We start from the raw sequence: 21193 nt of genomic DNA, 5'->3' as shown, positions 1-21193 counted from the left end.
GCCGCTATCGTCATAGGATCACCGCCCTGTCCCGTCCAGCACAACGGATCCCGACCGATGCCGCAGTCCCACCCCCTGGCCCTGACCTACCTGGAAGCCGGCGAAGCCAACGGCGGCACGCCGCTCCTGGTCCTGCACGGCCTGTTCGGGTCGGCCCGCAACTGGCAGACGCTGGCCCGCCGCTTCGCCGAATCGCACCGGGTCTACGCGCTCGACCTGCGCAACCACGGCGGCGCGCCGTGGGCCGACGCCATGACCTACGAGGCGATGGCCGACGACGTGCTGCGCTTCCTCGACGACCGCGGATTCGCGCGGGCCGCCGTGGTCGGCCACTCGATGGGCGGCAAGGCGGCGATGACGCTGGCGCTGCGCCACCCCGGCCGGGTCGAGCGGCTGGTCGTCGCGGACATCGCGCCGGTCGCCTACAGCCACACCCACGCCCCCTTCGTCGCCGCCATGAAGGCCGCCAAGCTGGAAGGGCACAGCCGCCGGCAGGAGATCGAGGCGCAGCTGGTGGACGCCGTGCCGGAGGCGCCGCTGCGGTCCTTCCTGATGCAGAACCTCGTGCTGGAGGAGGGGAAGTTCGCGTGGCGGATCAACCTCGACGCCATCGGCAACGCGATGGGCGATCTGATCGGCTACCCGGACCTCGGCGACGCCCGGTACGACGGCCCCACCCTGTTCGTCGGCGGCACGAAGTCCGACTACATCCTGCCGGAGCATCACGAGGCCATCCGCCACCGCTTCCCCAAGGCCGAGATCGCCATGATCGAGGGCGCCGGCCACTGGCTGCACGCCGAACGGCCGGAGGAGTTCGCCCGGCTGGTCGAAGCCTTCGTCTGACGCGGCTTTCGTCCGAATAGGCGCTTTGGCGGAGAGATCCTCGCCCAAGCAGACCTTGCATCCCCCGGACTCCGGGGCTATCAAGCCAGCGCGCCCCAAAACGCGGCCCGAACCAACAGCGCGGCCGCTTTTTTCGCGAAGGATCGACCGACCATGAGCGCCATCACCGAGATTCACGCCCGCGAGATTCTGGACAGCCGCGGCAACCCGACCGTCGAAGTGGACGTCGCGCTGGAAAGCGGCGCCTTCGGCCGCGCCGCCGTCCCCTCGGGCGCCTCCACCGGCGCCCACGAGGCGGTCGAGCTGCGCGACGGCGACAAGGGCCGCTACGGCGGCAAGGGCGTGCTTAAGGCCGTCGAGGCGGTCAACGGTGAGCTGTACGACGCCCTCGCCGGCCTCGACGCCGCCGACCAGCGCGCCATCGACCTCGCCATGATCGAGGTGGACGGCACCGCGAACAAGGCCCGCCTCGGCGCCAACGCCATCCTCGGCGTGTCGCTGGCGGTCGCCAAGGCCTCGGCCGAGGAAGCCGGCCTGCCGCTCTACCGTTACGTCGGCGGCGCCTTCGCGTCGCTGCTGCCGGTGCCGATGATGAACATCATCAACGGCGGCGCCCACGCCGACAACCCGATCGACATCCAGGAATTCATGATCATGCCGGTGGGTGCGGAGACCGGCGCCGACGCCATCCGCATGGGCGCCGAGATCTTCCAGTCGCTGAAGAAGAAGCTGAAGGACGCCGGCCACAACACCAACGTCGGCGACGAGGGCGGCTTCGCCCCCAACATCGGCTCGACCGACGAGGCGCTCGGCTTCGTCATGAAGGCGATCGAGGCCGCCGGCTACAAGCCGGGCGACGACGTCATGCTGGCGCTCGACGCCGCCTCGACCGAGTTCTTCAAGAACGGCAAGTACGAGCTGGCCGGCGAGGGCAAGTCCCTGTCGCCGGAGCAGATGGTCGCCTACTGGTCCGATCTGGTCGGCCGCTACCCGATCATCTCGATCGAGGACGGCATGTCCGAGGACGACTGGGAAGGCTGGAAGGCGCTGACCGAGGCGATCGGCAAGAAGGTGCAGCTGGTCGGCGACGACCTGTTCGTCACCAACCCGGCGCGTCTGGCCGACGGCATCAGGAAGGGGGTCGCCAACTCCATCCTGGTGAAGGTCAACCAGATCGGCACCCTGTCGGAGACGCTGGAAGCCGTCGACATGGCGCACAAGGCCGGCTACACCGCCGTCCTGTCGCACCGTTCGGGCGAGACCGAGGACAGCACCATCGCCGATCTCGCCGTCGCCACCAACTGCGGCCAGATCAAGACCGGCTCGCTGAGCCGTTCGGACCGTCTCGCCAAGTACAACCAGCTGATCCGCATCGAGGAGCAGCTCGGCGTCGCCGCCCGCTTCGCCGGCCGCGGCATCCTGAAGGCGTAAGGTCTGGGGTGTGAGTGTGTGAAAAAGCCCCTCTCCGGTCCGCCGGAGAGGGGCTTTCTCGTTGGGCTTGCCGTGCGGTCCTTATTGCTCGTCCGCCAGCGCGCCGAGCATCTTGCGGATCGCCGTCATCTGGAAACCGCCCTTGCGGGCGAAGTCGTAGCCGGTGTAGGCAAACCAGTCCCAGCAGGCCTTGGGGTTGGAACTCGGCTTGGCCGTCGAATCGATCTGCGGGTAGAGCACGACGAGGTTGTTCACGTCGGCCCAGCGGTTGTAGTCGGTCTTGGTGGCGAAATGGTCGCCGATCAGGTTGGCCGGCATCTGGCAGCCGTGGAAGGCGACGTGGATTTTGCAGGTCTGGCCCTGCTGGCAGGCCTCGGGCACGTAGATGTAGCCGCTGGTCGCCATGCCGGTGCGGCTGGTGTCGCCGACGAACGGCGTCTGGTCGAACAACGCCACCTTCTTCGCCGCCTCGGGCGCGTTCGGCGTCCTGGTGTCCGGGTAGAGGTGCTTCAGGATGTCGCCGGCCTGATCATACTGGCAGTCGTTGATGTATTCGCTCTTCTGCCCTTCCTTCGGGATGAAGTCGCAGGCCGCGCCATAGCCGTCGGTGATGTAGGCGTGGGCCGCCTTGGGCAGCTTCACGTACTTGACGTTGGCGTCCGGCACGCCGACCGCCTTGTAGAACTGCGCCGTCGCCTCGGCGACCGGGCGGGTGACGGTCTTGTCGTTGTCGCCGTTGAACAGGTAGATGCGCGACTGGGCGAGGTTGGCCAGCGGGTCGATGTCCTTGGCCTTCTCGCGCGCCTGGGCGTTGGCGACCAGCGCCGGCACGTCGGGGGCGCCGAGCGAGGTGTCCATGCAGCGCTTCAGCGCGACGACGGCCGGGGCCAGCCCGCCGGGCGACACCTCGGCGCAGGCGTAGGGGCCGCCGGCGACGATGCCGGCGCCCTTCACGATGTCGGAATAGGCGACCTGGAACTGGCCGGCCATGTAGGCGCCCGACGAGATGCCCGACACCGTCGTCTGCGACAGGTCGATCTTCAGCTTCAGCTTCGCCAGGGAAAGCTCGGCCGCCTGGGCCGGCTGGACGGCGACCGGTTGAACGGCGAATACCAGCAGGCCGGCGACGGCCAAGCCGGACAAGAATCTTGCGCGTGTCGTCATGGGATTACCTCTGCCCTGCCAAGGTTTTCAACATCGCGTTGATCGCGGCGATCTGCGCCCCGCTCCTGGTCGCGTAATCCTGCCCCGTGGTGCCGCGCCAATCCCAGCAGCCGAGCGGATTTCCGGGTCGCCCCTCCGCCATCTGCGGGTACAGCACGATCAGATTGTTGTTGGCCGCCCATTGGTTGTAGCCGGCGACGGTGGTGACGGCGTCGCCGACGCTGGCGACCGACTGGCGGCAGCCGTGGAAGACGACATGAACCGCGCAGACCGCCCCGCCCGCGCAGGCCGGCGGCACATGGACATAGCCGGTGTCGGCCAGCCCGCTGCGGTCCGATCCGTCCGGCCCAAGGAAGGGGCTCTGGTCGAAGGGGACGGCCGCGCGCGGTTCGGAAACCGGCGGGTTGAGCCCGCCATAGACGTGCGAGAGGATCTGCCCGGCCTGGTCGTAGGTGCCGCAGGCGTTGACGTAGGGTGGCCGGTTGGCGTTGCAGTCGTTCGGCCCGCCGGAGGCGATGAAGCCGTGCCCGGCCTCGATCCCCTTCTCGTAGCGGATCTGGTTCGCCGGCACCTTAGCGGCGCGGTAGAAATCCTGCACCGCGTCGACCGCCGCCGTGCTGACGATCATGTCGTTGCGGCCGCTGAACAGGTAGACGCGCGCCGATTTCACGCCCTCCAGCGGATCGATCCGGCCCAGCCCGGCCAGCGGAACCGCCTGTTCGTACAGGGCCTGGGCCTGCGGCCAGAAGCCGTTCGCCTGCATGCAGGCGGCCGCCAGCAGCGGATTCTCCGCCGCGCACAGATAGGCGCCACCGGCCACCACCCCGACGCCGATCACCGAGGCGGAGTTCGCGACATGGAACTGCGTCGCCATGAACCCACCGGCCGACAGGCCCGACACCGAGGTCTTGGCCAGATCCACCCGGAAGGAGCCGAGCGGCGCGGGCTTGGCCGGCTGGGCAATGCCCGCGCCGGTCATGGCGAGAACGGCCATGACAACCAGAAACCACAGGATTGGCCGCTTGTGCGCCATAATCACGTATTCCCGCCACCCATTGCGCAGCGGAACGTAGCAAGATGACTGAAAAAGTCTACCTTAAAGAGATTTGTCCTGGGGGATAAATGAGCTTTGCGTGCCAATGAATGAAACCGCTCTCCACAGGGAGTGCGGTCATGAAAAAGGGCCGGCGAAGGCTTCTCCTCCACCGGCCCATTTCCCGCGGCCGAACGACCGCCAACACATCAGGAGCGCAGATACTCCAGGACCGTTTCCGGCGAGGACACGGTGTAGGGATCGCCGTTCTCGCCCGCGTCGTTGATGCCCGGTTCCTCGAACCACTTCTCGATGACGCCGTCCTTGACGACCATCGCGTAGCGCCAGGACCGCTGGCCGAAGCCGACGTGATCCTTGTTGATCAGCATGCCCATGCGACGGGTGAAGTGGCCCGAACCGTCGGGGATCAGCTTCACCTTCTTCAGGTTCAGGCTCTTGCCCCACTGGAACATGACGAAGGCGTCATTGACGCTGAGGCAATAGACCTCGTCGATGCCGAGATCCTTGAACTCCTCGTACATCCGCTCGAAGGCCGGGCATTGCTCGTTCGAGCAGGTCGGGGTGAAGGCGCCGGGCAGCGAGAACACCACGACGCGCTTGCCGGCGAACAGATCGTCGCTCGTCACATCCTGCCAGCGGAACGGATTCGGCCCGCCGACGCTCTCGTCGCGCACGCGGGTCTTGAACACGACCGAGGGAACCTTGCGCCCTTCCATGCTTCGTCTCCGACTCTCTCAAGATGGCGATGGCCGGCCGGGCGGTGCACGGCCGACGAGATGAAAACCGAAAGGCACGATACCCGTTTCGCACCTGTGCTCCAACCAGGGAGGCCCGCCTGCGCGGATCCGTCCCTCCATGCCGTCCCTCCTGCGGAATCCTCCCCGGACGCGCCCGGACTCCCGCTCCGGCGCCCCGCTCCTGTGGGATTAAGTGGTAAGTCCCGGTGGCAATCTTGTGACGGGCACTCTTCTTAAGGGTGCGTTTACCAAGATGGCGTCTTCTGTCCCTCGCCTGCATCCAGTGGGCACTGCGCCAAACGGTGACAATTGGAGGGCTCTTCATGCCTGCTACCGAAAAGACGACTTCGCGATCGACGGCTGACAAGGCCAAGAAGGAATCGATTTTCAATCGCCGTTATTTCTCAAGGATACTTGTTAGTGCCTTTGTCTTCAGCGCCGCCATCAATCTTCTGATGCTGGCGATGCCGCTCTATTCGTTGCAGGTGTTCAGCCGGGCGATCCCGTCGGGGAATTACGACACCTTGATCATGCTGACGGTCATCGTCGTCATTGCCCTGACGCTCAGCGCCGGATTGGAGATGGTCCGCTCCCGCCTGCTGGCCCGCGCCGGCAACGCGCTGGAGGTCAAGTGGCGCCGCCGCCTGACCGCCGAGGCGCTCGACTCCGCCGGCCGCGGCCGACCGGACTCGGCGCCGCTCGCCGACCTCATGGAGGTCAAGGGCGCCCTGTCCCGCCCCAGCCTGCCGGCCCTGATGGATCTGCCCTGGGCGCCGCTCTACGTGCTGGGCATCTACGTCATCCACCCGATGCTGGCCGCCATCCTGGTCGTCTCGATGCTGCTGATGGCGCTGATGGGCTGGATCGCCCATGTCGCGGTCAAGAGCTTCGCCGAGGACGGCAAGCAGCCCTCCAGCCGTGCCCAGAAGCTGTTCGACGCCCTGCTGACCAAGTCCGACACGGTGCGCGGCCTGCGCATGGGCGGTTCGGCCATGGATTCGGTGTCCCGCGACTTCCTGACCTCCAGCGCGCTCCAGGGTCTGGCGCATGAGCGGTCCGCCGCCATCGGCGCCGCCACCAAGTGGCTGCGCATGGTGCTCCAGATCGCCGTCACCGCCACCGGCGCCTGGCTGGTCATCGAGCAGCACCTGTCCTTCGGCGGCATGATCGCCACCTCGATGCTGGTCGGCCGCGGCCTCGCCCCGATCGAGCAGACCGCCGGCGCCTGGGGTGCCCTGATCCGCTCCTACCAGGCCACCAGCCGCCTGCTGCCGCTGCTGAAGCGCCTGTCCCGTGAGCCGGAGCGTCCCGCCGTGCCGGTCGAGAACGAGCGCCTCGTCGTCGAGAACCTGCTGTTCGTCTCCCCCCGCGATCAGAAGCCGGTGCTGCGCAGCGTGTCCCTGACGGTCGAGCCGGGCGAGACCATCTGCGTCGCCGGTCCGAACCGGGCGGGCAAGTCGATCCTGGCCCGCCTGCTGGCCGGCGTCGCCATCCCCTCGGCCGGCACCGTGCGCCTCGGCGGCCTGTCCGTCGCCACCTTGAGCCCCGAGACTCCCGAGCAGGGCATCGGCTACCTGCCCCAGCACGTCGACCTGCTGCCCGGCAGCATCGCCGACAACATCGCCCGCTTCGCCACCGCCAGCCGCGAGCAGGTCGAGGCCGCCGCCAAGGCCGTCGGCATCCACGAGTGGATCGAGACGCTGCCCGCCGGCTACGACACCGACGTCGCCGACCCGCTGTTCCCGATGACCGGCGCCTCGGCCCGCATGATCGGTCTGGCCCGCGCCGGCTTCGGCCAGCCGCCCCTGCTGGTCCTCGACGAGCCGGCCGCCGGCCTGGACGAGCTGGGCATGAAGTCGGTCCGCGAGTTCATCGCCGCCGCCAAGAAGCGCGGCGCCACCACCATCGTCTGCACCCATTCCCCGGCCTTCGTCGACCTGTCCGACCGCACCTACGTGCTGAAGAACGGCATGGCCATGGAGTTGCCGCGTCAGGACCAGCAGGCGCAGCAGGGCGTGAACTTCGCCCGTCTCCGCAACCTCGGCCCCGCGCCGGTCGGTGCGGCCATGGGGGCCGCCGGCTGAGCCGGCACCCCTTCCCCGCCCCAAGCCCCCTCCGGACGCCGAGCACAAGGATAGCGACATGACCACCCTGACCACGACCTTCCCGACCCCGCTCCAGCCGAACCAGACGCCGCACCAGCCGGAATCGAACCAGTCGAAGCCAACCCGCAAGTCGATGCAGATCACCTCGCTCCACGCGCTGCGGTCGATGGTGCCGGAGACCAGCATCGGCGGCCTGCTGACCGGCGGCTTCCTGGTCCTGGCGGTCGGTCTGGGCGGCATGACCGGCTGGGCGGCGATCGCTCCCCTGCACAGCGCCATCTCGGCGACCGGCGCGCTCGCCCCGGAGACCGGCCGCAAGGTCGTGAAGCACACCGAGGGCGGCCAGATCGGCGAGATCCTGGTCAAGGAAGGCGACCGGGTGAAGGCCGGCCAGGTCCTGATGCGGCTGGACAGCACCGAGGCGTTCACCCGCCTGGAGATGCTGAACGCCTCCTGGCTCGACACGCTGGCGCTGGAGGCCCGCCTCTCGGCCGAGCTGTTCGAGAAGGGCGCCATCGAGTGGCCGAAGGACCTGCTGGACCGCCGCGCCGGCACCCCCGCCGTCGACACCTCGATGCGCAACCAGGACACCCTGTTCCAGGTCCGCCGCTCGCAGCTCGAGACCGAGGCCAAGCTGAGCCAGGAGCGCGTCGCCTCGCTGGGCGACGAGGTCCGCAGCCTGGAACAGCAGCGCCAGTTCCTCGCCCGCGAGCTGAAGCTGTCCGAGGAGGACATGCGGATCACCCAGGGCCTGCTCGACCGCGGCAACGCCACCCGCACCAAGATGGTCGAGCAGCAGAAGGAGAACGCGCAGCTCCACTCCCGCGGCCATGAGCTGGAGGCCCGCATCTCGCAGGCCCGTCAGGCCGCCGTCGACGCCCAGGGCGATCTGGTGCGCCGCCGCAGCGACTTCCGCGAGAAGGTGCTGGTCGATCTGGAGAAGGCCCGCGGCGACGTGCAGAAGTACGCCGAGCAGATCCGCGACGCCCGCAACCGCCTCGACAACCGCGCCATCAAGGCCCCGGACGACGGCAACGTCGTGATGTACGGCCACCCGGCCGTCGGCGGCACCATCGCGGCCAACGAGCCGATCCTCGACATCGTTCCCGACAACCAGGCCCTGCTGGCCGAGATCAAGGTCCAGCCGAAGGACGTCAAGTCGCTGGCGGTCGATCTGCCGGTGAAGATCCAGCTCACCGCCTACGACAGCCGCGTCGTCGGTTCGCTCGACGGCACGGTGTCCTACGTCTCGGCCGACCGCGTGACCGATCCGATGACCCGGCAGGAGCATTATCTGGCCCGCGTCCGCCTGAAGGACTCCGACACCCATCAGGTCCACAACCTGAAGATCAAGGCCGGCATGCCGGTGGAGGCCCGCATCGTCCTGGCCCCGCGCACCCCGCTCGACTACCTGATCCAGCCGCTGAAGCAGTCCTACGTGAAGGCTTTCATCCAGGAATGATCCGGCGGTCCCCGTCCGCGGACGGGGGAGACGAGGAACGGCCATCGACCACAAAAAAGCCCCCCGTCCAGCCGGACGCGGGGCTTTTTTCTTACGCTTGAGCCAGTTTGCGCAAGTCCGCCTGGCCGCCCCTCAGCTGCGGCCCGGCTGGAGGTTCGGCTTGGGCGGAACGGACATGGGGGTCGGCAGCGGCTCCGGCATGGGGATGGCCTCGGTGGCGGCCTTGCGCTGGCGCGACGCCTCGCGGTCCTTCGCCAGCCGGTCCATCTCGGTCTGGCGCTGCGCCTCGGTGGTCAGGTCGGTCGGGCGCGGCGGAACCGTTCCGAGATTCGGATAGTCGGTGCGCTCGCCGGTCATCGCGCGGATGGGCGACGGATTGTCGCTGACCGGCGAGGGTTCGCCGGTGACGGAGCCGAGCAGGCCGGTGTCGAGCGCCCGCTCGCTGCATGCTGCAACGCCCAAAACCATAGGCGTAGCAACGAAAACCGCTCCCAACACGCGCCGAACCGCCGTGGTTTCGCGTCCACCCTTGGCCATCGCCCGCCCCTTGTCGCTTGCCGCATCGCCGCTCTTGTGCGGCGACGCGTGAAATGAAATCTTCACAGCAGCGGTGTATGAGGACTCTCACAACTTTCGCGCACCGCATCGCCGGGACGGCCGTCGCAGGTCGGTCCGGCGATTCTGGTACCGCTCCGCCTGTTGTATAGCCGCCCGCTCGCCCCTCCTGAAGCGCAAAACTCGCTTAAGACAAGAAGGACCGAACCCATGGCCGAGAATCAGGCCCCCGACGTCAAGCTTCCCGATCCGGTCGAGATGTCCCGCGCGATGTCCCGCATCGCCGAACAGAGCCAGCGGCTTGTCTCCGAGTTCCTGTCGCGTCAGGCCGCCGATGGCATCGGCTCCAAGAATGCCGGTCCGGATCCCATGGGCGTCGGCCACGCCTTCCTCGAGATGACCACCCGCATGATGGCCGACCCGGCCAAGCTGATGCAGGCGCAGATGTCGCTGTGGCAGGATTACCTGACGCTGTGGCAGCGTACGACGCAGCGCTTCTTCGGCCAGGACACCCAGCCGGTCATCGCCCCGGCCAAGGACGACCGCCGCTTCAAGGATTCGGCCTGGGACGAGAACACCCTGTTCGACTTCATCAAGCAGTCCTACCTGCTGAGCGCCCGGTGGATGCAGTCCACGGTGAACCAGGTGGACGGGCTCGACGACCACACCGCCAAGAAGGTGGATTTCTACACCCGCCAGTTCGTCGACGCGATGGCGCCCTCCAACTTCGTCATGACGAACCCGGAGGTTCTGCGCGCGACCATCGAGAGCGGCGGCGAGAATCTGGTCAAGGGCCTGGAGCATCTGCTGAAGGATCTGGAGCGCGGCAAGGGCGAGCTGCGCATCTCGATGACCGATTACGACGCCTTCCAGCTCGGCAAGAACATCGCGGTGACGCCGGGCAAGGTGGTCTTCCAGACCAGCCTGATGCAGCTGATCCAGTACACGCCGACCACGCCGGACGTGAACAAGCGCCCGCTGATGATCGTGCCGCCCTGGATCAACAAGTACTACATCCTCGACCTGCGCGAGAAGAACAGCTTCATCAAGTGGGCGGTCGACCAGGGCCACACCGTCTTCGTCCTGTCCTGGGTCAACCCGGACGAGACCTTGGCGGCCAAGGGCTTCGAGGACTACATGTTCGAGGGCCCGCTGGCCGCGCTCGACGCCATCAAGCAGGCGACCGGCGAGGACGACGTCAACGCCATCGGCTATTGCCTGGGTGGCACGCTGCTCGCCTCGACGCTCGCCTACATGGCGGTCAAGAAGGACAACCGCATCAAGTCGGTCACCTTCTTCACCACCATGCTGGACTTCACCGAGGCCGGCGAGCTGTCGATCTTCATCGACGAGGAGCAGCTGACCTACATCGAAGGCCAGATGGCCGAGCAGGGCTATCTCGACGGCGCCAAGATGGCGACCACCTTCAACATGCTGCGGGCCAACGACCTGATCTGGTCGTTCGTGGTGAACAACTACCTGCTGGGCAAGGATCCGTTCCCGTTCGACCTGCTCTACTGGAACGGCGACAGCACCCGCATGCCGGCGGCGATGCACAGCTTCTACCTGCGCAACATGTACCAGAAGAACCAGCTGGTGCAGCCGGGCGCGGTGACACTGGGCGGCGTGCCGATCGACCTGACCAAGGTCAAGGTCCCGACGATGTTCCTGTCGGCCCGCGAGGACCACATCGCGCCCTGGAAGAGCACCTACGCCGGCGCGCAGCAGTTCACCGGCCCGGTGAAGTTCGTGCTGGGCGCCTCGGGCCACATCGCCGGCGTCGTCAACCCGCCGGCGGCCAACAAGTACGGCTACTGGACCAACGACAAGCTGCCCAAGTCGCCCGACGAGTGGCTGGAGACGGCGACCCAGACCCCCGGTTCCTGGTGGACCGAGTGGAACCGCTGGGTGTCGGGCTTCGCCGACGGCAAGGTTCCCGCCCGCCAGCCCGGCGACGGCAAGCTGGCCGTGATCGAGGACGCGCCCGGCAGCTACGCCAAGGTCAAGAACGACTGAGGCTGACGCAGGTCCCTTCGCAGCCCCTCTCCCCTTGCGGGAGAGGGGCTGGTGTGAGGCGCGCGCACGGGCGGGGATCGCTCACAGGACGCGGTTTCTCGCCCGCTTGCCGCCCCCCTTCCTCCGGCAGGGTGCGTATCGCCGTTCCCGTCAGCCGCCGGCCGGTGCAAGGGCCGGTTCGACGCGGAGGGCATCCAGTTCGGTCCCGGACATGGCGGGGAAGCCGACCCCGTCCGGAGCGAGTGCCCAGCGGATGGCTTCGCCCAGCCGCTCCAGCGCCTCCCGGCTTTCGCGAAGCTCCTGCCCATGCGCCTGGAACTCGTGGGTCATGTGCTCCCAGACATCCAGGCGCATCCGCGCGCCCTGGTCGCGGGCCTCCCGCGCGAAGTCGCGGATCATGTCGACGAGGATCTCCTTGCCGCCAGCCTGAAGGTAAAGCGGCGCCAGCCCCCGCAAATCCTGGTGGATGGGGGAGAGTTCGACGTCGCCGAAGCCGCCCCCGCCCTTCAGCCAGTCCGCGAAACACAGGGTCATGTAGCCCTGCACGAGATCGTAGCGGTCGTTGCCGAACTGGCTGGCGCCGCGCCGTCCGACATCGGTCCACGGGCTGAGGCCGATCCCGATCGCCGGCTGCGGCAAGCCTGCCGCGCGCAACCCGACCAGCGTCATCAAGGTCAGGTGGCCGCCCGCGGAATCCCCGCACACAACGAGGCGGGACGGCTGGACGCCTTCGGAAAGCAGGAAACGGTAGGCCGCCAGCCCGTCCTCGATCTGCGCCGGATGCGGATGCTCGGGAGTCAGGCGGTAGTCGGGGGCGAAGACGGGGAACCCCAGCGTGTCGGCCAGCATGGCGATGAACCGGCGCGTCACGTCGGCGTAGAAGCTGTACCCGCCGCCATGGAAGTGCAGCAGCGTGGCCTCCCCCTTGCGGACGCGCGGGATGAACCAGTCGCCGCGTGGCTCGCCGGGACGGCTCGGATGGACATCCACGTCGGGAACACGGTCCAGGACGTGAACCAGGCTGTCGAAATAGGCGCGGGCTTCGGCGATGTCGCGAAGCGCGAAGGCGTGGTTGAACTGCGCCCGCCAGAACAGGTTGCTGATCTCGAACAGAGGACTCCATTCCGGCACCAGCGGCCTGCCGAGGGCGCGGCGGGCCAGCACATGGGCGGAAAGCAGGCTGATGGTGGCGAGGCTGCGGACTTTGTGGCGCAGGCGCCCCTGAAGTATCGTCTTGGCCATGTTCGGCTCCAGTGGTCGGATGACCACTTCTCCCTGGAGCCAGACCCGCCATATAGAACGGAAACGTCACCGGCGATGCCGCCCGCTGCCTCTCTGTCCGCTGCCTCCGCCCGCCTGCTGCTGCCCCGCCCTTCGCTCGCCGCCGGCATCTTCGCCGGTGTGGCGCGCGACACGCGCGCATCCACGCTGTCGGACGACCAGCGCTTCAACCATTACCCGGCGACGCCGATGTCGATGGTCTCGCTGATCTTCGAAGGCACGCTCCACATGGTGGAGGAGCACGGAGACGGCACCCCGCCGACCCTCGGCCCGCCCCTGCCGAGTCTGGTCCTGTCCGAACCGCAGCGCCACCCCGTCTCAAGCTGGTCGCCCGGACCGGTCCACGCCCTGTCGGTCGCCTTCTACCCGGAAGCCCTGGGTTCCCTTATCGGAATCGACGCCGAACGCCTCGTCGGCCGGGTCCTGCCGCTGGAGGGGGCCGTCGCCGGTCCGCTGCTGGCGGCTTTCCAGACCCTTCTCGGGATGGAGACGGACGTCGCGGCCTTCCATCGGCTGGAGGATCTGCTGGAGCCGCTGTGGTCCGATTCGCGTCCACATGGCAACGGACGGGCACCGCTGATGGCGGACTGGCTGCGCTCGCTGGCGGTGAGGGCGGCGCTGTCCGGTGCCGGCCGGGGCGTGCGGCAGGCCCAGCGCCGCATCAAGGGGTGGACCGGCCTGAGCCGTCGCGAGCTTCAGCTTTTCGCGCGTGTCGAGGAGGTGGCCGTCCACGCCGCACGGAACCGCGAGGCCGGGACGCTCGACCTCGCGGCGCTTGCCAACGATCTGGGGTTTTCCGACCAATCGCACATGGGCCGGGAGGTCCGCCGGCTCACCGGCCTCTCTCCGGGAAAGCTGACCGACCTCATGGCCACCCACGAGTCCTTCTGGCTCTACCGGCTGCTCGGCGAGAGCTTCGGGTGACGCGATCACACCCCCGGCGGGGTGATGCGCCAGATCGCCGCCGGATTCTGCGGATCGAGCCAGACATGCTGGAACTTGCCGATCCAGGTGAAGCGATGGCCGCTGAACAGATCCTCCACCTGGACATGGGCGCCGTCCGGCAGGCCCAGTTCCCACAGCGGCACCTCGATGGTCCCGCCATGGGCGTTGTGCGGATCGAGGTTGACCGCGATCAGAATCACGTTGTCCTTCGCCGCCGTCATCTTGCCGTAGAGCAGGATGTTGTCGTCGTAGGCGTTGTAGAACTTCAAGTTCGTGAAGCCGTGCAGCGCCGGGTTCTCCCGGCGGATGCGGTTGATCGCCGTCACGTAGTCGCGGATGTTGCCCGGCCGGTTCCAGTCCCAGTGGCGGATCTCGTACTTCTCTGAGTGGTTGTATTCCTGCTTGCCGGGATAGGCCTCCGCCTCGCACAGCAGATAGGGGCCGTAGAGCCCATAGACGCCGGCCAGCGTCGCCGCCAGCACCGCGCGGGACATATGGGCTGGGCGCCCGCCCTCGGTCAGGATCGGTGGCAGGATGTCCGGCGTGTTGGCGAAGAAGTTCGGCCGCATGTACTCCTTGGACGGCCCCTGGGTCAGCTCCGTCAGGTACTCCGTCAACTCCGCCTTGGTGTTGCGCCAGGTGAAGTAGCTGTAGGACTGGGTGTAGCCGACCTTGGCCAGCCGCTGCATCAGCTTGGGCCGGGTGAAGGCCTCGGCCAGGAACAGGGCGTCGGGGTAGCGGTCCTGCACCTCGCGGATCATCCATTCCCAGAAGGGGAAGGGTTTGGTGTGCGGGTTGTCGACGCGGAAGATGCGCACCCCCTCGCGGCACCACAGCAGCACGACGTCGCGCAGCGCGTACCACAGGTCCGGATAGGATTCGCGGTAGAAGCTGACGTTGACGATGTCCTGGTACTTCTTCGGCGGATTCTCGGCGTAGCGGATGGTGCCGTCCGGGCGCCAGTAGAACCAGTGCGGGTGCTCCTTCACCCAGGGGTGATCGGGAGAGCACTGCACCGCGAAGTCGAGCGCGATCTCCAGCCCATGCCGCTTGGCCTCGCGGACCAGCCGGCGGAAGCCCTCGAAATCGCCGATCGTCGGGTCGATGGCGTCGTGCCCGCCCTCCTCCGCGCCAATGGCGTAGGGCACGCCGGGATCGTCCGGACCGGGGTTCAGCGTGTTGTTCCTGCCCTTGCGGAAGGCCCGGCCGATCGGGTGGATCGGCGGGAAATACAGCACGTCGAAGCCCATGTCGCGGACCATCGGCAGCAGGGTCACGACGTCGTCGAAGGTTCCCGGCCGCGACGGATCCGGCGAGGCCGAGCGCGGGAAGATCTCGAACCAGGCCGAGAAGGCCCCGGCGGTGCGGTCGACATAGACCTCCAGCTCGCGCACGTAGCGCGACTTGTATTGCCGCTCGCCATAGCGCGCCATCGCCTGGCGCGGCTCGTCGGACAGCGCGTAGGCGACCAGCTCCGGTCCGGAGAGCCGCTGCATGCGGTCGACCACCACCCGCAGCGCGGCGCGGCCCTCGGCCTCGTTCAGCGTGATCGAATGCTCGATGAAGCGGCGGCCCTCGACCAGTTCCAGATCGACGTTCAGGCCGGCGTCGACCTTCTTCTTGAAATCGGCCCGCCAGCTTTCCCACACGTCGCGCCAAGCCTCGATGCTGTAGACATAGCGGGTGTTGCGGGTCAGCGGCACCCGGCCGACCCAGCGGTCGTTCTCGTGCAGGCGCATCGGAGCCTCGCGCCACTCCGTCTCGTCCACCGGCTTGTAGGTGACGACGGCGGCGAGCACGAAGGTGCCGTCGGTGAAGATGTCCGCCCACACCTCCATCAGGTCGCCGACCACGCGCTTCACCGCGAATCGGCCGCCGTCCAGCTCCGGATAGACGTTCTCGATCGTCATCCGGCCGGCGGCGATCCGGTCCATCCAGCCGCGTTCCTCGACGTCGTGCAGTTCGACGGGGCGCGCCTGCGCCGGCTGGGCGCGGAAGACACGCAGTTCCAGCGGGCGCAGGTTCAGCGGCGCGCCGGGCTCAAAGGGCAGCGGCGCGGCCTCGGGCGTCACGTCCTCGAAATCGCGGAAGCCGCCGCCGGTCGCCGCCAGCAGCGGACCGGGGTCGATGGCGTGCGGCCGGTTCTCGTCGGGGTTCAGCAGCAGAATGGCGGCCCCGTCCGGGCCGTCGGGGGCGGCGCCGTCCACCGTGCGCAGCAGGCCAAGCACCGGGCTGTGGGGTGCCGTGATCCGGCGCTGCGGCCCCTCGACGTTCAACGCCGGGGCCGCCGCCTTCATGGCGTTCACGGCACCGATGAAGCCGGTGAGATCCAGCTTCGGCTGCTCCCAGTCGGCCGGGCTGCTGTTCACCACGTCGAGCTTGCGGGTGAAGCCGTACTCGAAGCCGACCGGCATCATGATCCCGGTGGAGAAGCTGGCGGCGAACAGGTAGTGCATCTTCAGCTGGGCGGCGAGCCGGACATGGTCCTGGCTGCCGACCTCGGCGGCGAGCCGGTCGGTGTCGTGGCTCTCCGGGAAGGCGACCGACGGGGCGATCCAGCGGAACGCCTCATACTGGTCGAGCAGCCAGTCGGCCTTGAAGTCCCACCATTTGGCGCTGTTGAACAGGAAGTCGAAGCCGGCGCCGCACAGGTCGCGCACCTGCTCCACCGTGCAGCCCAGCGTCTCGGCGAAGAACTTGACCTCCGGGTTCCAGGAGCGGGCGGCGTCGATCAGGCTGCGCCACACCTCGGCCGGGACCTGATAGGCGGCGTCGCAGCGGAAGCCCTTCACGCCCAAGCCGATGCAATGGCGCAGATAGCCGCTCCAATACTCGACCAGCCCGGCGCGCGCCTCGGGCTTGCCGTAATCCAGCGTGGCGAGGTCGCCCCACACCGTCACCCGGCTGGTGTCGGCGGGATCGACGGCGCCGGGGCTGTGCAGGTCGCCGTCGGGCCCGCGCAGGTACCAGTCGGGATGCTGCCCGACCAGCAGCGCGTCGCGCGCGGTGTGGTTGATCACCAGATCCATCATCACCGACTGGCCGTGCTCGGCCGCCTGCCGGATGAAGCCGCGCAGCAACTCGTCATCGCTCTCGGTGGCGCCGCCGCGCAAGGCCTCGTGCAGCCGGTACGGGTCCTTGACCGCGTAGAGGCTGCCGGAGAATCCCGGCTGGTGGATCGGGTTCAGGAACACCCAGTCGAAGCCCATCCCCTGGATGCGCGGCAGATGGCCCGCCCAATCGCGCACCGGGCCGACCAGGGTCGGAAACAGGTTGTAGATGCGCGGTCCGGTCTCGGTCATGGAATCCCCTCGCGGATTGCCGCCGGTTTCGACCGTTGACAGTCCGCGCAACCCCATGTGGGATCGTCCCCATGTAGGATCGTCGTTGGACGGCAACCCGGCACCGGCGCGTGGCCCTCGCGGCTCAACCCCCGGGATCACGGAAGGTTCCCCGCCGTTCCTTACTCTGGAACACTCTCCCACTCCCGACAAGGACCCGCCATGGCCGACAAGCCCGCCAAAATCCAGAAAATCCGCCTCGACAAGCTGGATCAGACGGACACCCGGATCGACTCGGCCGAGGAGTACGAGAACCGGCTCGGCAAGCTCCAGAAGGAGCTGCTGCACATCCAGCAGACCTATTGGCACGAGAAGCGCCGCGCCATCGTCGTCTTCGAGGGCTGGGACGCCGGCGGCAAGGGCGGGGCCATCCGCCGGATGACCGAGCCGCTCGACCCGCGCGGCTTCCATGTCTGGCCGATCGCCGCCCCGACGGCGGAGGAGCAGAGCAAGCACTATCTCTACCGCTTCTGGACCAAGCTGCCGGCCGGGGGCACCTTCGCCATCTTCGACCGCTCCTGGTACGGCCGCGTGCTGGTCGAGCGGGTCGAGGGTCTGGCGACCAAGGAGCAGTGGAAACGCGCCTATGACGAGATCAACGAGTTCGAGCGGCTGCTGACCGACGACGGCGTGCGCATCGTCAAGCTGTTCCTGCACATCACGCCGGAGGAGCAGCTGGAGCGCTTCCGCGAACGGCTGAACAACCCCTACAAGCGCTGGAAGCTGACCGAGGAGGATCTGCGCAACCGCTCCAAATGGGACGACTACGTCAAGGCGACGGAGACGATGTTCGACAAGACCTCCACCCCGAACGCGCCCTGGACCGCGATCCCGGCGAACTCGAAATGGTTCGCGCGGCTGGCGGTGCTGGAGACCGTCACCAAGGCGCTGAAGGAGGGTGTGGACGTCAGCCCGCCGCCGATGAACGGCAACGTCGCCCGGATCGCGGCCAAGGTGCTGGGCGTGGAAACACCGCAGGGGGGCTGACGGGCGGCATCCCGCTCAATCCCGCCCCCACAGCCCCCGCTCCCCCAGATCCTCGCCGCGCTGGCGCTCCAGCGCCTGGGAGTAGCGGCGGAGCGCGTAGGACTCGGTCACGTAGCCGACGACGCGACGGTCGCCGGGGGCGGCCAGCACCGGCAGCGCCTCGACCTCCGCCGCGCAGAAGCGCCGCAGGGCGGTGCGCGCGTCGTCGCCGGGAAACAGGCCGAGGTCGGGATGACGCGCCAGATCCGCGACGGTCATGTCCTCGGCCGTGGCGTCCAGCTCCGGGTCGTGGGCCGCCGCCATGTCGATGATCCCGGCGTAGAACCCCTGCCCATCGACCGCGAACAGGATCTTCGAGGATCCCAGCGGGTGCAGCCGGCGCAGCGCGGCGACGCTGTGGCTGGCCAGCACCGTCTTGACGTCGCTGCGCATCAGCCGGACCACCGTCAACTCCGACAGCCAGCCGACGTCGTAGGCGCCACGGATCGGCACGCCGCGCAGGTGGAAGCGCCATGTGGCGAAGGAATAGCCGAAGGCGTGGCGGACGACGACGGTCGACACCACCACCCCGATCAGCACGCCGGACGCCGCCCACAGATCCTGCGTCGTCTCCAGCACCAGCAGAACCATGGTCACCGGCGCGCCGATCACCCCCGCCGCCACCGACCCCATGCCGACCAGCAGCAGCAGGCCGCGGTCCACGCCCAGACCCGGCGCCACCGTCTCGGCAAGGATCGCCAGCAGTCCGCCGAACAGCCCGCCGAGAAACAGCGAGGCGCTGAACAGCCCGCCACGGAACCCCGACCCAAGCGACAGCGCCGACGCCAGGATCTTCGCCACCAGCGTCAGCAGCAGGGCGAGCGCGCCGCCGGCCAGTTCCGGCGGCACGGCGCCCGGCCCGCTGCCCATCACCGCCGGCACCGCCAGCGCCAGCCCGCCGACGCCGAGGCCGCCCAGCGCCGGACCGAGCCAGCGCGGCACCTTCAGCCGGCGGAACGCCCATTCCGCGAAGGTCACCGCCTGCATGGCCAGGATGCTGAGCCAGCCGGCGAGGAAGCCGACCACGCCGCAGACCGCGTAATCCCAGCCCGCCACCACCACCGGCCGGCCGAGCGCCAGCGGAACCTCCGCGTCGGTCAGCAGCCCGGACGCCGCCACCGCCAGCACTGCCGCCGCTCCGACCGGGGCCAGCGCCGCCAGCGTGTAGCCGCCCAGCACCAGCTCGAAGGCGTAGAAGGCGCCGGCCAGCGGCGCGTGGTAGGCCGCCGCGATGGCGGCGGCCGCGCCGCAGCCCACCGTCGTCCGCAGATCCGCCCGCCGCAGCCGCAGCCGCTGCCCGACCGCCGAGGCCAGCCCGGCGCCGGCCTGGGTGTAGGCGGCCTCCATCCCGACCGAGGCGCCCGATCCGTTGGACAGGGTGGTCGTCACGGTCAGGCGCAAACTGTCGATCAGCGACATCTTGCCGCCGTAGAGCGCGTTGGCCTCCACCGCGTCAACGATGTCGCGCGGGCGCCAGCGGCGGATGAGCGTCACCAGAATTCCCAGCAGCAGGCCGCCCAGCGCCGGCACCGCCATCGCCCGCATGGGATCGAGCGCCGCCTGCCCCAGCTTTTCCCCCTCCGGCAGACCGAAGACGAGCGCCTGCAAAGCGATGACGCCCTCGTGCAGCGTTCCCACCGCGAGACCGATGACGCCGCCGAGCAGGGCCGACAGGAGGACGACCGCCAGCGCGCTGTCGCGCACGCTCCACCGCGCCAGCGAGGCCGGTTTGGGATCGAGGGTGGCGCAGAGGTCGGTTCCGGCGCGGGCGCCCTGCTCCATACCGCTCTCGAGGGCGCCGCTTTCCAGGGATGAGGCGTTGTCCGGCATACACCGGACATGGCGCTGCCCGGCGTTTCGTCAACCAATACGGTGGGAGAGCAGCCGTCAGGGCTTGGCCGGCGCGGAAGTGGCAGCCGGAGGTGTCTCCGGTGCCGGAGCGGGCGCCGCGGCGGGCGCGGCCGAAGCCGGAGCGGAGGATGCCGCTGCCGGTGCCGGTGCCGCCGCGGCGGTTCCCGCCTTGCGCAGCACCTGGGCCAGATTGTCGCGGACCTTGTCGGCCAGCGCGACGTCGGGCTCGCCCGCCTCGTGGAACAGCACGGTGAACAGGCGCCCCTGCGACAGCAGGAAGGTCAGCGAGACGTGCAGCGTCCCCTGCGGCATCGCGCAATCGACCGCGCCCGTGCGCAGGGTGACGGTTCCCGCCTGTTCGCTGGCGTTGAGCGAAATGGTGCCGGTGCCCTCGCAACGGCTCTTCATCGCCTCGGCGAAGGCGCCGGACAGTTCGTCCAGCTTGGCCCCGTCGCCGACCACGCGCTCGCGGATGCCGCCGACGATCGGGCCGAAACGCCACGCCACGTCGGCCGGGCGCTGGTCGGCCGGCACCTTGTCCATCGGCACCAGTTCGGCGTCGCGCACCCCGGCGGAGGCGAGCAGGCTGGCCAGCCCCTCCGGCAGGCGCGCCTGCGGCGGGACCGGCGGCTTCGTGCCGGTGGAGGTCTTGATCGGCGGCACGTTGCCGCCCTTGTCGACGCAGGTCTTCAGATCGGTCAGCACCTTCTTGGTGCCCTTCAGCGCGAAGGCGATGCGGTCGGACGCCGAGGCGACCACCAGCTCCTTGCCGTTCATCAGCGCGGTGACCAGCTCCTCGTCCTTGCCGTTGGAGACGACCAGCATGTCGGGCTGCGGCGCGATGGCGACGCGCTCGCGCTTCAGCTTGCCGTCGACCTCGACCTTGACCGGCCATTTCTCGCCGGGCGGAAGCTGGGCGCCGGGGATGCCGATGCCGATGTTGGTCTCGCCCTTCTGGCTCCGGGCGATCATCAGCACATGGCCCGAGGTGAAGCCGCCCTCGACCACGCAATAGGCGAACTTGCCGTCCTTGTCCTTGGCGGCGCCCCCCTCCCAGCCGTCCTCGAGCTCGGCCGGGCCGTCCTTGGGCGGCGCGGGCCTCGCCGGGGCGTTCGGCTGGCCGGCCGGGGCGCCGGATGGGCCAACCACCTCGGTCTCGGGCGCCGGAACGCCGTAATAGGCGGCGGGCGGCAGCGTCGGCTCGACCGGCACCAGCTCCGCCACCTGCACGCCCGCCGCCGACGGCACCGCCACGGAGAGAAGAAGAAGCGCGGAGAGCGGAGCGGCGAAACGGGCGGTCATGACGAGGTAATCCATAAGTCCGTTGTGGGCGCGAAGCTATCCGCGACCGCGCCGGTCCGCAAGGGCAACCGAGCCCCCCG

At 68.6% G+C, this 21193-nt stretch carries 15 protein-coding genes; 7 read left to right on the top strand and 8 right to left on the bottom strand.

The features are described from left to right. Nucleotides 1–57: 57 nt before the first annotated feature. Complete coding sequence (locus tag J2847_RS13210; protein ID WP_209779400.1) at nucleotides 58–843, top strand: alpha/beta fold hydrolase; 786 nt, start codon at nucleotides 58–60, stop codon at nucleotides 841–843. A gap of 153 nt (nucleotides 844–996) precedes the next feature. Further along, complete coding sequence (gene eno, locus J2847_RS13205; RefSeq protein WP_209779399.1) at nucleotides 997–2274, top strand: phosphopyruvate hydratase; 1278 nt, start codon at nucleotides 997–999, stop codon at nucleotides 2272–2274. An 81-nt stretch (nucleotides 2275–2355) separates the two neighbouring features. On the opposite strand, the gene J2847_RS13200 is transcribed toward eno, so the two are convergent. The 3 genes from J2847_RS13200 to J2847_RS13190 form a co-directional block, all read right to left on the bottom strand. Then, nucleotides 2356–3438: an extracellular catalytic domain type 2 short-chain-length polyhydroxyalkanoate depolymerase gene (locus tag J2847_RS13200; protein ID WP_209779398.1), complete on the bottom strand. Its 1083-nt coding sequence runs from the start codon at nucleotides 3436–3438 to the stop codon at nucleotides 2356–2358. A 4-nt stretch (nucleotides 3439–3442) separates the two neighbouring features. Next, nucleotides 3443–4432 (bottom strand): extracellular catalytic domain type 2 short-chain-length polyhydroxyalkanoate depolymerase, encoded by a 990-nt coding sequence (locus tag J2847_RS13195; RefSeq protein ID WP_233474490.1) that lies wholly within the window; start codon nucleotides 4430–4432, stop codon nucleotides 3443–3445. Between the two features lie 248 nt (nucleotides 4433–4680). Then, nucleotides 4681–5208 (bottom strand): peroxiredoxin, encoded by a 528-nt coding sequence (locus J2847_RS13190; protein ID WP_085556889.1) that lies wholly within the window; start codon nucleotides 5206–5208, stop codon nucleotides 4681–4683. Nucleotides 5209–5684: 476 nt separating this feature from the next. Between J2847_RS13190 and J2847_RS13185 the strand changes: the two genes are divergently transcribed. Both J2847_RS13185 and J2847_RS13180 read left to right on the top strand, forming a co-directional pair. Continuing rightward, complete coding sequence (locus tag J2847_RS13185; RefSeq protein WP_209779396.1) at nucleotides 5685–7313, top strand: type I secretion system permease/ATPase; 1629 nt, start codon at nucleotides 5685–5687, stop codon at nucleotides 7311–7313. A gap of 58 nt (nucleotides 7314–7371) precedes the next feature. Further along, nucleotides 7372–8796: an HlyD family type I secretion periplasmic adaptor subunit gene (locus tag J2847_RS13180; RefSeq protein WP_209779395.1), complete on the top strand. Its 1425-nt coding sequence runs from the start codon at nucleotides 7372–7374 to the stop codon at nucleotides 8794–8796. A 132-nt stretch (nucleotides 8797–8928) separates the two neighbouring features. Here J2847_RS13180 and J2847_RS13175 read toward each other — a convergent pair whose 3' ends face one another. Then, the gene (locus J2847_RS13175) at nucleotides 8929–9264 is read right to left on the bottom strand and encodes a hypothetical protein (protein WP_233474489.1); all 336 of its coding nucleotides are present in this window, start codon (nucleotides 9262–9264) and stop codon (nucleotides 8929–8931) included. 297 nt (nucleotides 9265–9561) lie between these two features. Here J2847_RS13175 and phaC point away from each other — a divergent pair, with 297 nt between their 5' ends. Further along, the gene (phaC, locus tag J2847_RS13170; RefSeq protein ID WP_085556893.1) at nucleotides 9562–11367 is read left to right on the top strand and encodes a class I poly(R)-hydroxyalkanoic acid synthase; all 1806 of its coding nucleotides are present in this window, start codon (nucleotides 9562–9564) and stop codon (nucleotides 11365–11367) included. A 150-nt stretch (nucleotides 11368–11517) separates the two neighbouring features. Here the strand turns inward: phaC and J2847_RS13165 are convergent, their stop codons facing one another. Further along, complete coding sequence (locus J2847_RS13165; RefSeq protein ID WP_209779393.1) at nucleotides 11518–12609, bottom strand: alpha/beta hydrolase; 1092 nt, start codon at nucleotides 12607–12609, stop codon at nucleotides 11518–11520. 75 nt (nucleotides 12610–12684) lie between these two features. Here J2847_RS13165 and J2847_RS13160 point away from each other — a divergent pair, with 75 nt between their 5' ends. Next, a complete protein-coding gene (locus tag J2847_RS13160) occupies nucleotides 12685–13572 on the top strand; it encodes an AraC family transcriptional regulator (protein ID WP_209779392.1) in 888 nt (295 codons plus the stop codon). Between the two features lie 5 nt (nucleotides 13573–13577). Here the strand turns inward: J2847_RS13160 and J2847_RS13155 are convergent, their stop codons facing one another. Beyond that, nucleotides 13578–16895, bottom strand: coding sequence for a maltotransferase domain-containing protein (locus J2847_RS13155; protein ID WP_209779391.1), 3318 nt, complete (start codon nucleotides 16893–16895; stop codon nucleotides 13578–13580). A 201-nt stretch (nucleotides 16896–17096) separates the two neighbouring features. On the opposite strand from J2847_RS13155, the gene J2847_RS13150 reads away from it, so the two are divergent. Beyond that, nucleotides 17097–17921 carry a polyphosphate kinase 2 family protein gene (locus J2847_RS13150; protein ID WP_209779390.1) on the top strand — a complete coding sequence of 275 codons (825 nt, stop codon included), beginning with the start codon at nucleotides 17097–17099 and terminating at the stop codon, nucleotides 17919–17921. 15 nt (nucleotides 17922–17936) lie between these two features. Here J2847_RS13150 and J2847_RS13145 read toward each other — a convergent pair whose 3' ends face one another. Beyond that, nucleotides 17937–19742, bottom strand: a complete 1806-nt coding sequence (locus tag J2847_RS13145; RefSeq protein ID WP_233474488.1) for a chloride channel protein — start codon at nucleotides 19740–19742, stop codon at nucleotides 17937–17939. A 105-nt stretch (nucleotides 19743–19847) separates the two neighbouring features. Further along, a complete protein-coding gene (locus tag J2847_RS13140) occupies nucleotides 19848–21113 on the bottom strand; it encodes a hypothetical protein (RefSeq protein ID WP_233474487.1) in 1266 nt (421 codons plus the stop codon). Nucleotides 21114–21193: the final 80 nt, after the last annotated feature.

It is taken from the genome of Azospirillum agricola (genome assembly GCF_017876095.1).
Classification (GTDB): Bacteria; Pseudomonadota; Alphaproteobacteria; order Azospirillales; family Azospirillaceae; genus Azospirillum; species Azospirillum agricola.
This window is presented reverse-complemented; position numbering and strand designations above follow the sequence as displayed.